13 protein-coding genes are annotated in these 13,250 nt (G+C 73.8%); 5 read left to right on the forward strand and 8 right to left on the reverse strand.

What is annotated here, in order from left to right:
• Positions 1–13: 13 nt before the first annotated feature.
• From AB0P35_RS29555 to AB0P35_RS29580, 6 genes are all read right to left on the reverse strand, one after another.
• Positions 14–508 (reverse strand): HAD domain-containing protein, encoded by a 495-nt coding sequence (locus AB0P35_RS29555; RefSeq protein ID WP_095876353.1) that lies wholly within the window; start codon positions 506–508, stop codon positions 14–16.
• 56 nt (positions 509–564) lie between these two features.
• A complete protein-coding gene (locus tag AB0P35_RS29560; RefSeq protein WP_363516703.1) occupies positions 565–1,857 on the reverse strand; it encodes an MFS transporter in 1,293 nt (430 codons plus the stop codon).
• Between the two features lie 120 nt (positions 1,858–1,977).
• Positions 1,978–2,670, reverse strand: coding sequence for an alpha/beta fold hydrolase (locus AB0P35_RS29565; RefSeq protein WP_363516706.1), 693 nt, complete (start codon positions 2,668–2,670; stop codon positions 1,978–1,980).
• A gap of 177 nt (positions 2,671–2,847) precedes the next feature.
• Complete coding sequence (locus AB0P35_RS29570) at positions 2,848–4,251, reverse strand: sugar porter family MFS transporter (RefSeq protein WP_363516709.1); 1,404 nt, start codon at positions 4,249–4,251, stop codon at positions 2,848–2,850.
• A gap of 176 nt (positions 4,252–4,427) precedes the next feature.
• Positions 4,428–5,060: an FMN-binding negative transcriptional regulator gene (locus AB0P35_RS29575; protein WP_363516712.1), complete on the reverse strand. Its 633-nt coding sequence runs from the start codon at positions 5,058–5,060 to the stop codon at positions 4,428–4,430.
• Entirely contained in the window at positions 5,054–5,725 is a 672-nt protein-coding gene (locus tag AB0P35_RS29580) for a pyridoxamine 5'-phosphate oxidase family protein (RefSeq protein WP_363516715.1), read from the reverse strand. Before AB0P35_RS29580 ends, AB0P35_RS29575 begins: the two co-directional genes overlap by 7 nt.
• Before the next feature lie 34 nt (positions 5,726–5,759).
• Here AB0P35_RS29580 and AB0P35_RS29585 point away from each other — a divergent pair, with 34 nt between their 5' ends.
• Together AB0P35_RS29585 and AB0P35_RS29590 are read left to right on the forward strand one after the other, a co-directional pair.
• Positions 5,760–7,103, forward strand: a complete 1,344-nt coding sequence (locus tag AB0P35_RS29585) for an aminotransferase class I/II-fold pyridoxal phosphate-dependent enzyme (protein WP_363516718.1) — start codon at positions 5,760–5,762, stop codon at positions 7,101–7,103.
• 184 nt (positions 7,104–7,287) lie between these two features.
• A complete protein-coding gene (locus tag AB0P35_RS29590; protein WP_363516721.1) occupies positions 7,288–8,484 on the forward strand; it encodes a GDSL-type esterase/lipase family protein in 1,197 nt (398 codons plus the stop codon).
• A gap of 8 nt (positions 8,485–8,492) precedes the next feature.
• On the opposite strand, the gene AB0P35_RS29595 is transcribed toward AB0P35_RS29590, so the two are convergent.
• Both AB0P35_RS29595 and AB0P35_RS29600 read right to left on the reverse strand, forming a co-directional pair.
• Positions 8,493–9,917, reverse strand: a complete 1,425-nt coding sequence (locus AB0P35_RS29595; protein ID WP_363516724.1) for a glycoside hydrolase family 47 protein — start codon at positions 9,915–9,917, stop codon at positions 8,493–8,495.
• A gap of 144 nt (positions 9,918–10,061) precedes the next feature.
• Entirely contained in the window at positions 10,062–11,429 is a 1,368-nt protein-coding gene (locus AB0P35_RS29600) for an NAD(P)/FAD-dependent oxidoreductase (RefSeq protein ID WP_363516727.1), read from the reverse strand.
• Between the two features lie 127 nt (positions 11,430–11,556).
• Between AB0P35_RS29600 and AB0P35_RS29605 the strand changes: the two genes are divergently transcribed.
• The 3 genes from AB0P35_RS29605 (at position 11,557) to AB0P35_RS29615 (ending at position 13,225) form a co-directional block, all read left to right on the forward strand.
• Positions 11,557–12,312, forward strand: coding sequence for a HipA family kinase (locus AB0P35_RS29605; RefSeq protein ID WP_095876345.1), 756 nt, complete (start codon positions 11,557–11,559; stop codon positions 12,310–12,312).
• Positions 12,312–12,695, forward strand: a complete 384-nt coding sequence (locus AB0P35_RS29610) for a DUF3037 domain-containing protein (protein ID WP_363516730.1) — start codon at positions 12,312–12,314, stop codon at positions 12,693–12,695. Before AB0P35_RS29605 ends, AB0P35_RS29610 begins: the two co-directional genes overlap by 1 nt.
• An 89-nt stretch (positions 12,696–12,784) precedes the next feature.
• Positions 12,785–13,225 (forward strand): MarR family transcriptional regulator, encoded by a 441-nt coding sequence (locus tag AB0P35_RS29615; RefSeq protein WP_363516733.1) that lies wholly within the window; start codon positions 12,785–12,787, stop codon positions 13,223–13,225.
• The last annotated feature ends 25 nt before the right edge of the window (positions 13,226–13,250 follow it).

Genomic DNA, 13,250 nt, shown 5'->3' on the forward strand with positions numbered 1-13,250 from the left:
CTTGGCGTCCGCCCTACCTGGGCGGGCGGTGCAGGAGGCGGTCGACGTGCCGGCGGCGGAGGCCCTCGTGAGGGTCGACGGGGACGAGGAGGCGGTCCCGGCGGAGGCGGGAGTTGCGGACGAGGCGCGGCGGGATCACGTCGTCGATCCAGGCGAACGGGCGGCCCGCCGCGTACCGGAGGATCGGTGCCCACTTGAAGCCGGAGAACAGCTCGAAGAGGCGGACACGCGGGTCGCCGGGCTGCCGGACGTAGCGGTTGACCCCCACCACCGGAAGCTCCGGCAGCCCGAGCAGCGGCGCGAGGTGCTCGTTGGCCGACTCCTGCCAGGTCGTGGCCCAGCAGAGCCGGTACACCTCGGCGAGTTCCCGCAGCCAGGCGCCGTGCACGGGCGAGAGCAGCACCTCGTACCCGAGCAGCTCGTGCCGCCGGAAGTCCTCGTCCGGGTGCGGGTCGGCGGGGTTGAGCACGCCGTCGACGTCGATGAAGAGCAGTGGTGCGTCCGGCATGCGCGGCCCCCCGGGTCTGTGCCGGGTAAGGACGCGGCGCGGGGCCGGGCGGTTGCTCAGCCGCCGACCGGCTCGGGGACGGAAGCCGCGGTGGTGGTGGCGGGCAGCGGGCGGGTGAGCCGGCGGACCTCGGGGACGACCAGGACGGCGGCGGCCAGGGCCAGGGTGCCGGCGGCGCAGGTCCACAGGGCGCCGTCCAGGCCCAGCGCGTCGGCGGCCGGGCCGGCCATCGCGGTGCCGAGCGGGGTGAGGGCGATCGAGCCGAGGTGGTCGTAGGCGCAGACCCGGGAGAACATCTCGGACGGTATCTCCTGCTGCAGCGCGACCATCCAGTTGACGCCGAACACGGTGACCCCGGCGCCGGAGACGAACATCGCCGCGACCAGGACGGGCAGTGCGGCGCCGACCGCCAGGGCGAGACCGGGCAGTGCGAACAGGAAGACACCCCAGTTGCCGGTGAGCAGGATGCGCCGCGGCTGCCAGCGGGTCATCAGCACACCGGCCGCGAGCATGCCGATGCCGAAGGCGGCCATCGCCAGGCCCCAGGCACGGGCACCGCCGAAGCGCTGGGCGGCGACCACCGGGCCGTACACCGTCTCCACCGCGCTGATGCAGGCGACCACCACGGAGAACTGCAGCACCACCGCCCAGAGCCACCTCCGGGAGGCGAACTCACGCCAGCCGAGCCGGAGTTCGTGCACGAGGCCGCCCGTCTGGACGGTGTCCCGGGGTGCCGCGTCGAGGCGGAGGAAGACCCGCAGGCCGCCGGCGACGGCGAAGCCGACCGCGTCCAGCAGCAGCACCCAGCCGGGCCCGACCGCGGCGGTCAGCGCTCCGCCGACTGCCGCGCCGCCGATCTGCGAGCCGTTCATCGCCATCCGGTAGACCGAGAACGCCTTGCCGGCGTGTTCGGCGGCCACGCTCTCCATGATCATGCCCTCGGAGGCGGGCGCGTAGAACGCCTGCCCGGCGCCGCCGGCGGCGGACAGCAGCACCAGCGACCAGAGCGGCGGCGCGCCGGCCAGCACCAGTGCCGCCAGTGCCGCCTGGGAGAGCGCGTTGAACAGGTTGGCCGCGACCATCACGTGGTGCCGCGGCAGGCGGTCCGCGAGCGCGCCGCCGACCAGCAGGAAGAGCACCAGCGGCACCAGACGTGCCGCCGTGACCCAGCCGACCTCGGTGGTGGAGCCGCCCGCCTCCAGGACGGCGAAGGCGGTGGCGATCGGGGCGGCCGCGTTGCCGAGCCCGCTCACCACGGTGGCGGCGGTCTGGATACGGAAGTTCCGCCCGGCCCAGGCGAAGGGGCGCGGTGCGGCGGCGGTGGTGGTGGGGGAGGCGGGGGAGCTCACCCGGAGACTATCGGCGTTCCGCCGCGCGGTGTCCATCCGGTTTCCGGTGCCCCTCGTCCGGACTCCGGTTGGTGCCGTCCGGACTCGGGCGGACCGGGCGGGCCGGGTGCGGTCGGGCGGTCAGCCCAGGTGGCCCCAGAGGAAGCTGAGCGTGCGCTGCCAGGCGATCCCCGCCTGCAGCGGGTCGTAGGTGCCGGCGAGGTTCTCGTCGTTCATGAAGGCGTGCCCGGCAGGGTAGAAGTGGATCTCCGGCCGCCGGTCGGTGGCCTCGCCGATGAGCATCGCGGCCTCGTCCACCGCCTTCTGGCGGATCGAGGGGTCCTCCTCGCCGTAGTGGCCGAGGACGTGCGCGGTCAGTCCGCGGTAGTCGTAGTCCGGGATCTTCGGCAGGCCGTAGAAGGGCACCACCGCGGCGACCCGGTCGCCCTCCTGCGCGGCCAGCACCAGCGCGAGCCCGCCGCCCATGCAGAACCCGACGACGCCGACCGCGTCCCCGACCACGTGCGGTTGGCCGAGCAGGAAGTCCACGGCGCCGCGCAGGTCGCGGGCGGCCCGGTCGGCGGGCAGTTCGCGCAGCATCCGGGCGGCCTCCTCGCGGTCGTGGGTGGTGGCGCCGCCGAACAGGTCCGGTGCGAGGGTGACGAAGCCCTCGGCGGCGAAGCGGTCCACCGTCGACACCATGTGCGAGGTCAGCCCCCACCACTCCTGGACGACCACCAACCCGGGCCCGGTGCCCTGCGGTGGCAGCGCCAGGTAGCCGTGTGCCGTCCCCCCGTTGCTGGGGAAGGTGACGTTCTGCGGGGAACTGCCCATGGCCTCTCCGTGGGGTGGGCCGCGTGCGCGCGGCGGGCGGTGGGCACGGGTGGGCCCGCCGGACGGTACGGGAGCGGTGCTGCGGGAGGGATGCGGGGACGATGCTATGCGCGGCGGCCGCGCGGCACCCGGCACCCGCACCGCGCCGATCGGGTGAGCGGGCCGCCCGTGCGCCCGTCAGCCCATCTCCTCCAGTGCCCGCCCCTTGGTCTCCCGGATGCAGAAGACCACGAACGGGATGGAGAGCAGTGCGAAACCCGCGTAGATGGCGTACGTCGCCGACAGGTTCCAGTCCGCCAGGTCCGGAAAGCTGACGGTGATCGCCCAGTTGGCGATCCACTGCGCGGACGCCGCCACCGACAGCGCGAGCGCCCGGATCCGGTTGGGGAACATCTCGCCGAGCAGCACCCAGACCACCACGCCCCAGGAGAAGGCGAAGCAGAAGACGAAGACGTGTGCGGCGACCAGGGCGACCGTGGCGTAGGTCTGGTCGAGCGTCGCGTTGTCGCCGGTGCCCTCCCGGTAGGAGAACGCCCACGCGGCGGTGCCCAGGGCGACGGCCATGCCGACCGAGCCCGCGAGCGCCAGCGGTTTGCGGCCGATCCGGTCGACCAGGGACATCGCGAGCACCGTGCCGATCACGTTGACGATCGAGGTGGAGAGGCTGATCAGCAGGGAGTCGGACTCGTTGATGCCGACCGACTGCCAGAGGAAGGAGGAGTAGTAGAAGATCACGTTGATGCCGACGAACTGCTGGAAGACCGAGGCGCCGATGCCGATCCAGACGATCGGCAGCAGCCCGAGCCGCCCGCCCAGCAGGTCCTTCGCCCGCGGCTTGTGCGCGGACTGCAGCACCGCCCGGATCTCGGCGATCCGCGCGTCCAGATCTACCTCCGGCCCCTCCACCTCGGCGAGCACCTCGCGGGCCTGGTCCTCGCGCCGGTCGGCGATCAGAAAGCGCGGCGACTCCGGGATCGCCAGCGCCATCAGCCCGTACACCAGCGCGGGGATCGCCTCCACCCCGAGCATCCACTGCCAGGCCTGGATGCCGCCGAGGTGGTTGGTGGACTCGCCGCCCGCCGCCTGGTTGAGCGCGTAGTTGGCCAGCTGGGAGACGGTGATGCCGAGTACGATCGCCAACTGCTGGAAGGAGGCCAGCCGGCCGCGGTACGCGGTGGGTGCGACCTCGGCGATGTAGGTCGGCGCGATCACCGAGGCGATGCCGATCGCGATGCCGCCGACGACCCGCCAGAAGCCGAGCACGCCGATGCTCGGCGGGAACATCGAGCCGACGCCGCTGGTCGCGAACAGCACCGCGGCCAGCAGCATGGTCCGCACCCGGCCCAGGTGGTCGGCGAGCCGGCCGGCGATCACCGCACCGAGCGCCGAGCCGAGCAGGGCGATCGCGACCACGAACGCGGTGGTGCCGTTGCCGACCTCGAAGTGCCGCTGAATGCCCGTCACCGCACCGTTGATCACCGCACTGTCGTAGCCGAACAGGAAGCCGCCCATCGCCGCCGCTGCCGAGATGAAGACGACGTGGCCGAGATGGTCCTCGGGGTGCGGCGCGGAGGTGGACACGGCGAGCGGCTCCTCGACGGTCAGCGGCCCTCCTGCTCGGCCGAATGGACAGGGCGCATCCCACAGTCCATCAGGCCCGGGCCCCCGCCGCCCGCCGGGCCGGGCCGACCGGGCGACGGCGATCACCCGGCCGACGGCGATCACCAGGACTCGGGCCGGCCGGGCGTGCCGCGGCGTCAGCCCCCGGGCGCGGCCCCCCGCAGCGCGTTGCGGCGCAGCAGCTGCGCCCGGGCGCCGCCGTCCAGGCCGGTGCCGCGCTCGGCGAGCCGCTCGGCCAACGCTGCCTGCTCCGCCACCGGCTTTTTGTCGTCGTACTTGAACTTCGCCCGGACCTCCCGGACCGTCAGCCGCAGCCCGCGCAGGCCGCCGAGCAGCGGGCCGTACGGCGCGGCGCCGGGCGTCACGTCGAGCGGTGCCTCGGGCTGGAAGTGCGCGACCTGGCGGCGGAGGATCTCGGCCTTGCCCGCCGCGTCCTCCACGATCTCGGCGGTGCAGTGGAAGTGCACCGAGGCGTAGAGGCTGGTCGGCGTGTGCGGCTCGGCACGCCAGTGCCCGGGGGCGTAGGCGTAGTCGTCCGTGACCGCGAGCGTGGCGTGCGGGTCGGCGCGCAGCGCCGCCCACACCGGGTTGGGTGCGGCGAGGTGGAGCAGGATCTCGCCGGCGTCCGCGTCCAGCAGGAAGTGCGTCGGGACGAGGACCGGGCCCTGCCCCGGTGGGCCGTTGGCGGCGAGCAGCCCGAAGTCGCGGCCCTCGGCGAGCCAGGCCCGCCACTCGGCGTCGCCGCCGCGGTCCCACGGCCTGATCAGCACGGCCGGCTCCCGGCGGCGAAGTCCGCGAGGTAGCCGGGGACGGGGCCGGCGGTGTGCCCGTCCGGCTCGGGCGCGCCGTACGCGGTGTGCACCGGCACCACGCCCGACCAGTGCGGCAGGCCCAGGTCGGCCTCGTCGTCGTTGACGCCGCCGGCGCGGGACTTGAGGGACACCTCGTCCAGGTCGAGCCGGACGACGGCGGTCGCCGCCAGCTCCTTCGCGTTCGCCCGCCGGGCGTCGGCCGAGCGGCCGGGGACCGCCTGGTCGACCAGCGCGTCCAGAGCCAGCGACAGCTCCTCCGGGTCGGTGACCTGGCGGGCTGTGCCGTGGGCCACCACCGAGCGGTAGTTGACGGAGTGGTTGAAGGCGGACTTGGCCAGCACGATGCCGTCGACCAGCGTCACCGTCACGCACACCGGCAGGCCGTCGTCGGCCCCGGCGCCGCGCAGCGGGCGGCTGCCGGTGGAGCCGTGCAGGTAGAGGGCGTCGCCGACCCGGGCGTAGATGGTGGGCAGCACCACGGGCGCGCCGTCGGCGACGAAGCCGAGGTGGCAGACCCAGGCGGCGTCGAGGACGGCGTGCACGGCCGCCCTGTCCCAGCTGGCGCGGTCGCGCGATCGGGTGGGGACGGTGCGGGGGGTCCGGGCGTAGGCCGTGTCCGACATGACAACCTCACTGCACTAGTGCATACTTGTGTTTGTGCTAGGAGATTATCCGATCAAGGGGCGGCGGGCCAGTGAGATTGCCGCCGACGTCGAGGCGGCGGTCGCCGCGGGCCGGCTGGCGCCCGGCGCGGCCCTGCCGCCGCTGCGCGAGCTCGCCACCGACCTGGGCGTGAACCCGAACACCGTCGCCGCCGCCTACCGCCTGCTGCGCGACCGCGGCGTGATCGAGACGGCCGGCCGCAAGGGCAGCCGGGTGCGCCCCCGGCCGGTCACCACTCCGCGCGACGAGGTGGGCATCGCCGTCCCGCCCGGTGCCCGGGATCTCTCCGCCGGCAATCCGGACCCGGCCCTGCTGCCGCCGCTCGGCCCCGCCCTGGCCGCCGCGGCGGCGGCCGAGCCGGCGCTGTACGGGCACCCGGCCGCCGACCCCGGGCTGGTCGCTCTCGCCCGTGCCTCCTTCGCGGCGGACGGTGCCCCGGCGGGCCCGATCGCGGTCTGCTCCGGCTCGCTCGACACCATCGAGCGGGCCCTGGTCACCCGGCTGCGCCCGGGCGACCTGGTCGCCGTCGAGGATCCGGGCTGGGGCAGCCTGCTCGACCTGCTGCCCGCGCTCGGCCTCAAGCCCGTCCCCGTCCGGACGGACGACGAGGGGCCGCTGCCCGGCGAGGTGGCGAACGCGCTGGCGCTGGGCGCCCGCTGCCTGGTCGTCACCAGCCGCGCGCAGAACCCGACCGGCGCCGCGCTGAGCCCGGCCCGCGCCGCGGCGCTGCGTGCCGTGATCGCCGGCCGTCCGGGCGTTCTGCTGATCGAGGACGACCACGGGCACGGCATGGTCGACCTGCCGTTCCAGTCCCTCGCGGCGGGGCCGGACGGCGTCCCGCTCACCGAGCACCGGCTGCTGGTCCGGTCGGCGGCCAAGGCGTACGGCCCGGATCTGCGGCTCGCCGTCGCGATCGGGGACGAGGACACGGTGGGGCGCATCCTGGGGCGGCAGCGGCTGGCCGCGGGCTGGGTCAGCCACCTGCTGCAGCGGGCCGTGGCGGAGCTGTGGCGCACCGACGCCGCGCCGGTCGCCGAGGTGGCGGCCGCCTACGGCGAGCGCCGGGCGGCCCTGCTGCGGGCCCTCGCCGGGCACGGCATCACCGCGTACGGGCGCAGCGGCCTGAACGTGTGGATCCCGGTGCGGGACGAGACGACGGCGGTGGCGGGGCTGGTGCAGCGCGGGTGGGTGGCCGCGCCCGGTGCGCGCTTCCGCCTGCACTCGGAGCCCGGGATCCGGCTCACGGTGGCGACGCTCGCGCCGGCGGAGGCGGCGCGGCTCGCGGCGGACGTCGCCGAGGTGCTCGCGGCGGGCGGGGGCGGCTCGCGGGGGGTGTGATCCGGGTCATTCCCGGCGCGCGGCGGTGACGGAGGGAGAAACCTCGTCACTGTCCGAATTGTGGCATGCAGATACCTGGCGGTAACAACCGCGTCCATGCCATCTTCATCGCGCCACCGGCCGGCGGTCCACCCTCACCAGCCTCGCGCCCCCACAGCGCGGGGCCGTCCGCAGGAGTTTCGCCGTGCCCGAGATCCGCCCTGCCCGAAGAGACACCGCCGCCCGCAGCACCACCGGCCGCGGCACCACTGCCCGCAGAGCCGCCGCCCTGTGCGTCGCCGCGGCCCTCTCCCTGCCCCTGACGGTCACCGCCGCCGCCCCGGCGGCCGCCGCCGGCCCCACCGCCGTCGTCTCGATGGGCGACAGCTACATCTCCGGCGAGGCCGGACGCTGGGACGGCAACAGCGACACCGCGAGCGGAAGCCGGGACGGCACCGACCGCGCCTGGACCGGCAGCGGCTACGACCCCGCCCGGGTCTACGGATCCACCTACACGAGCGGCTGCGACCGCTCCGACTCCGCCGAGGTCCGCTCCGCTGCCGGCGTCGCGCAGACCCAGATCAACCTCGCCTGCTCCGGGGCCACGACCGCCAACGTCTTCCGCGCCGCGAACGGCGGACAGTCCTTCAAGGGCGAGACCCCGCAGGCCGACCAGCTCGCCGCGGTCGCCGCGCAGAACACCGTCAAGCTGATCACCCTCTCCGTCGGCGGCAACGACCTGGGCTTCGCCGACGTGATCTCGACCTGCGTCCAGGACTACGAGATCTGGTGGTCGTACTGCCACGACGACCAGCAGACCGCGGTCGACGCGAAGATGAACGCCGCGATGGCCGGCGTCGGCAAGGCGGTGGACGAGGTCCGCGCGGTGATGTCCGCCGCCGGCTACACCGCCTCCTCGTACCGGATCGTGCTGCAGTCCTACCCCTCGCCGATCCCGCGCAGCAGCGAGAACCGCTACCCGGAGAGCGGCTGGAGCCGCACCAACACCGGCGGCTGCCCGTTCTGGAACCTGGACGCGGACTGGGCCCGCGACTCGCTCGTCCCGCAGATCTCCGACCGGCTGGCCGCCGTGGCCGCCGCCAAGGGCGTGCAGTTCCTCGACCTGCGGGACCTCCTGCAGGGCCGTGAGGTCTGCTCGACCGCGACCCGGCTCGCGGTCCCGGGCACGCCGCCCTCGGCGACCACCAGCGAGTGGGCCCGCTTCCTCGACATGGGCACCACCACCCAGGGCACCCTGCAGGAGTCCTTCCACCCCAACCACTACGCGCAGCTCGCCCTCGGCCGCTGCCTGACGCTGCTCAACGGGCAGCCGACCGGCAACTGGTCCTGCCGCAACACCGCCGGCCGGGACGCCTCCGGGATGTACCTGACGGCCCGCTAGCCGGGGCCTCAGCGCACGGCGCCGCGCATCAGCTTCCCCTCCGTGGACAGCAGCCCGGAGCGGTAGTCGAAGCGCGGCGCCGCCGCGAACATCAGGTACAGGTACTTGGTGTTCTCCGCGAACCAGTAGCCGGGCGTCAGGTCGCCGCGCCGCAGCGGCTCGGTCGTGACGTCGTCGGCGACGGTGTAGCCGCCGGGCACCCGCAGCCGGTCCCGCAGCCCCGCGAAGTAGGCGTAGGCGGTCTCCTTGAACCGCTGCTCGCCGGTCAGCATCCACAGGTCGAAGGAGGAGTTGACGTACTCGGGCCGTAGGTCGTTGCGAGCCGAGCGGACGGTGGCGTTGCCGTAGTCGATGGCCTCCGGCACCACCGGGTTGTTGTCCAGGATCATCGTCCAGGTGTTGTAGTAGTCGACGGCCGCGTCCATGTCCTCGCCCTTGCCGAGCAGGCCGGGGAAGAAGGAGCCGAGTTCGGAGGCGCCGCGGCCGGTCGTCCGCCCGGTGCCGTAGTCGACCTGCTTGTACCAGGCGTAGCCGCCCTGGTGCTCCAGCTGGTACCGCAGCACCGCGCCGATCAGCAGCTTGTACCAGTCGCCGAGTTCGCGGTCGGCGAAGAGTTCGGCGCCGGCCCACAGGTACTCGTAGTAGGAGTCGACCGGCGGGTTGGGGGCGCAGGAGGTGGTGTCCGTCCAGCGGCCGGTCTCGACGTTCAGCGTGGTGCCGAGCAGGCCGAGTGCCGAACGCCGGTCGAAGACGGCCCGCATGGCGCGCCTGGCCGCGTCCCAGTACTTCTGATTGCCGGTCAGCTTGGACAGCATGCCGAACTCCAGGATGTTGGAGCCGATCTCGGCGAGCGGGCTGGTGTTGCCGGAGACCGCGCCGGTGCGCAGGTTGACGTACCGGTAGGGCATGCCGGTGGGGGAGCGGGTGAAGGCGGGCAGCAGCCGGTCCGCCAGTTCGCGGCCGCGGTCCAGCAGCGGCTGCCGGCCGGTGCACAGGTAGCCGGCGACGAGACCGCCGACCAGCCGGATGATCGTCTCGAAGACCTGGACGTCGGCGTCCTGGGCCGGGTCCAGCTCGTTCTCGATCCAGTCGGCGGCGAGCGCCACCTCGTCGTCCAGCTCCATCAGCCAGAGGGTGTCCAGCGCCTCGACCATGGACAGGCCGAACGTGCGCCCGTCGGCGAAGAAGTCGTTGCGCCCGCCGGAGACCGGCCGGACCTCGTCGTAGCCCCAGGCGGCCCGCTTGTACCCCTCCCAGCTGTGCACGAACTCGTCGCGGATCTCCCGGGCGGCCTGGGCGTCGGAGGGCAGCTCGACCGCGGGGGCGGCGAGTGCCGGCGCGGCGGCGGCGGGTCGGGCGAGCGCGACCCCGGCGGTGGCCACGGCGGCGGCGGAGAGCACGGTACGGCGGCGGGGCAGGGAGAGTGATCGCATGCTGCCGGACGGTAGCGACGGTGACCGTCCGTGGTCCGACAATCACGAAGAAGACGCGTGTCGGCGCTACCGCCCAGGTCAGGGCGGTAGCGCCGGGTTCGGGTCGGCTGCCGGATTCACCCGACAGGTGACGTCGACCCTCCGTCAGGTGGCGGAGCCCTTCGCGAGCAGCGACTGGGCGTGCTCCCGGACCTGCTCCTTCGTCAGATACGCGTCGGTGTACTCGAAGTCCTGCAGCCGGGCGGGCTGCCGGGCGAGGAAGCCGGTGCGGACGAAGTCGTCGCCGGCGGTCGCGTTCAGCAACCAGTTGGCACCGACCCGGAACTTGCCGGCGTTCGTCCGCATCGCCATCAGGTGGTACCCGCGGGCGACCAACTGGGCGGGCACGCCGTGCAGTTCGATACCGGCAGGCTTGGAGACGGCGTCCTTGCCGCCGAGGTCGACGACCAGGCCGAGGTCCTTGTGGTAGTAGGGCTCCAGCGGCTGGTTGTGCATCGCGGCGACCACGTTGTCGGCGACGGCCTTGCCCTGCCGGGCCGCGTGCTGCGCGGTCGGCGGGCAGACCGCGCCGTCGCCCTTCGCGAGGTCCGGCACCGCCGCGGCGTCGCCGAGCGCGAACACCCCGTCGAACTGCGGCACCCGCATCTCGGCGGTCACCGCGATCCGGCCGCGCACGGTCTCCGCGTCCAGCGTGCCGATCAGCGGGCTGGCGACCACGCCGGCCGTCCAGATCAGGGTGCGGGAGGGCAGCAGCCGACCGTCGGTGAACTTGACGTTCTCGGCGCCGACCTCGGCCACCGACACACCCAGCGAGACCTCGATGCCGCGCCCGCGGAGGATCTCCAGCGCCGTGGTGCCGAGCTTGTCGCCGAGCTCGGGCATCAGCTTCGGCGCGATGTCGATCAGGTGCCACTTGATCAGCCGCCGGTCCAGCCGCGGATAGCGGCGGATCGCCGCCGTGGTGAGCCGCTGCAGGCAGGCTGCCGTCTCGGTGCCCGCGTAGCCGCCGCCGACCACCACGAACTGCAGCCGCGACTCCCGCTCGCGCTGGTCCAGAGTGGTCGAGGCGAGGTCCAGCTGGGCGATCACGTGGTCGCGCACGTACACGGCCTCGGCGAGCGTCTTCATCCCCCGCGCGTAGTCCCGCAGGCCCGGGATGTCGAAGGTGCGCGTCACGCTGCCGGGCGCCAGCACCAGGTAGTCGTAGCGCTCGGCCACCACCTCGTCGGTGATCTTGCGGACCACGATCACCTTGGACCGCGGGTCGACCCCGATCGCGCCGCCCGGCACGATGTGGGTGCGGCGCAGCGTCCGGCGCAGCGACACCGCGACCGACTGCGGAGTGAGGACCCCCGCCGCGACGTGGGGCAGCAGCGGCAGGTAGAGCTGGTAGCCGAACGGAGTGACCAGCGAGATCTCGGCCTCCGCGGGCGCGAGCCGGCGCTCCAGGCGGCGAGCACACTCCAGGCCGGCGAAGCCGCCGCCCACGATGCAGATTCTGGGTCGCTCCATCGTCCATCCCTCACGTGCTCGTCCATGCCGGGCCGGGACATCGTTTTCCCCCAAACTCGCACGGACGAACGGGCCCTGCCACCGCAGCACGGCACGGGGAGTAGCCGGGCGCCGATAGGCTGGCCGGATGCTCCCCGAGGTGACGGCGGTCCGGTACGTGACGCCACTGCGAGAAGGCGGATCGATGCCCGGCCTGGTCGAGGCCGACGACCGCCGGCTGTACGTCCTGAAGTGGTGCGGCGCCGCCCAGGGCCGCAAGGCGCTCATCGCCGAGGTGCTGGCCGGCGAACTCGGCCGCGGCCTCGGGCTCCCCGTGCCGGAGCTGGTGCTGCTCGACCTCGACCCGGTGCTCGCCCGCAGCGAGCCCGAGCACCAGATCCAGGACCAGATGCGTGCCAGCGGCGGCGCCAACCTCGGCATGGCCTTCGTCAGCGGCGCCCTCAACTTCGACCCGCTCTGCTTCGACGTCGACCCCGGCCTCGCCGGGCGGGTGCTCTGGTTCGACGCCTTCGTCGGCAACGTCGACCGCTCGTGGCGCAACCCCAACATGCTGATGGCCGCCGGCGGGCTGAGGCTGATCGACCACGGCGCCACCCTGATCTTCCATCACCACTGGGCCGGCGCCGAAGGCTGGACGGGCCGCCGCTACGACGCGGGCGATCACGCGCTGCTGCGCGCCGCCCCCGACCTCAAGGCCGCCGACGCCGAACTCGCCCCGCTCGTCCCGGCCGCCCTGGAGGCCGCGATCGCCGCGATTCCCGAGGTATGGCTGGCCGACGAGCCGGGCTTCGACTCGCCCGAGGCGGTCCGCGCCGCGTACCGCGACCGACTGACGGCCCGCCTGGCGGGCCCCCGCGACTGGCTTCCGGAGGTGGCCGGCTGATGGCCACGCGCGACGACTACGAGTACGCGGTGATCCGCGCCGTCCCCCGGGTGGAGCGCGGCGAGTTCATCAACGTCGGGGTACTGCTCTACTGCCGGCAGTCCGGCTACCTCGGCGCCCGTACCCACCTCGACCAGGGGCGGCTGCTCTCCCTCGACCCGGTGGCCGACGTCGCCGCCGTCCGCCGCGCCCTGCACGGGGTGGAGGCGGTCTGCGCCGGCGGTGAGGCGGCGGGCCCGGCGGCGGGCGACAGCCCCGGACAGCGGTTCCGCTGGCTGACCGCGCCGCGCAGCGCCGTCCTGCAGCACGGGCCGGTGCACACCGGGCTCACCGGCGACCCGGAGGCCGAGCTGCGGCACCTCTTCGAGCAGTTGGTGCTCTGACGGCCGCGCGGCCGGTGTGCCGCGCGCCACTCGGTGCTTGCCGACCTCAAATCTTGAGCCGCTGAAGAATACCGGCGTACGCTGGCCGCATGGCCACGACAGCGACCACCAGCGCACCGTCCACCGCCGACCTGATGGAGTCGGTGGCGGCCGTCGCCGCCGCCTACTTCCAGGACTTCGCCGCCGCAGCCGCCCGGCACGGGCTCAGCTCCTCGCAGGCCAAGGCCCTCAAGGCGGTTCGGGAGCCGGTGCCGATGCGGGCGCTGGCCGGCCGGCTCGGCTGCGACGCCTCCAACGTCACCGGCATCGTCGACCGCCTGGAGGCGCTCGGCCTCGCCCACCGCGAGGCCGCCGCCGGCGATCGCCGTGTCAAGATCGTCGGCATCACCGACGAGGGCAGCGAGGTCCTCGACCGGATCCGCACCGACATGGTCCGCACCCACGAGGCCTTCGGCAGCCTGGACGCCGAGCAGCGCAGCGCCCTCCAGCAGCTGTGCCGCCAGGTGCTGCCGCTGCTCGCCGAACGCTGAGACGCGGCGCCGAACGCCGAGACAC

This window comes from Kitasatospora sp. NPDC085879, from assembly GCF_040686255.1.
Taxonomy (GTDB): Bacteria; Actinomycetota; Actinomycetes; order Streptomycetales; family Streptomycetaceae; genus Kitasatospora.

What these genes read in the sequence shown, in the direction of transcription:
- AB0P35_RS29580 (WP_363516715.1), bottom strand. Translation starts at nt 5,725, where the DNA reads ATGTCGGACACGGCCTACGCCCGGACCCCCCGCACCGTCCCCACCCGA.
- AB0P35_RS29605 (WP_095876345.1), top strand. Translation starts at nt 11,557, where the DNA reads ATGCTCCCCGAGGTGACGGCGGTCCGGTACGTGACGCCACTGCGAGAA.
- AB0P35_RS29610 (WP_363516730.1), top strand. Translation starts at nt 12,312, where the DNA reads ATGGCCACGCGCGACGACTACGAGTACGCGGTGATCCGCGCCGTCCCC.
- AB0P35_RS29555 (WP_095876353.1), bottom strand. Translation starts at nt 508, where the DNA reads ATGCCGGACGCACCACTGCTCTTCATCGACGTCGACGGCGTGCTCAAC.
- AB0P35_RS29615 (WP_363516733.1), top strand. Translation starts at nt 12,785, where the DNA reads ATGGCCACGACAGCGACCACCAGCGCACCGTCCACCGCCGACCTGATG.
- AB0P35_RS29595 (WP_363516724.1), bottom strand. Translation starts at nt 9,917, where the DNA reads ATGCGATCACTCTCCCTGCCCCGCCGCCGTACCGTGCTCTCCGCCGCC.
- AB0P35_RS29565 (WP_363516706.1), bottom strand. Translation starts at nt 2,670, where the DNA reads ATGGGCAGTTCCCCGCAGAACGTCACCTTCCCCAGCAACGGGGGGACG.
- AB0P35_RS29600 (WP_363516727.1), bottom strand. Translation starts at nt 11,429, where the DNA reads ATGGAGCGACCCAGAATCTGCATCGTGGGCGGCGGCTTCGCCGGCCTG.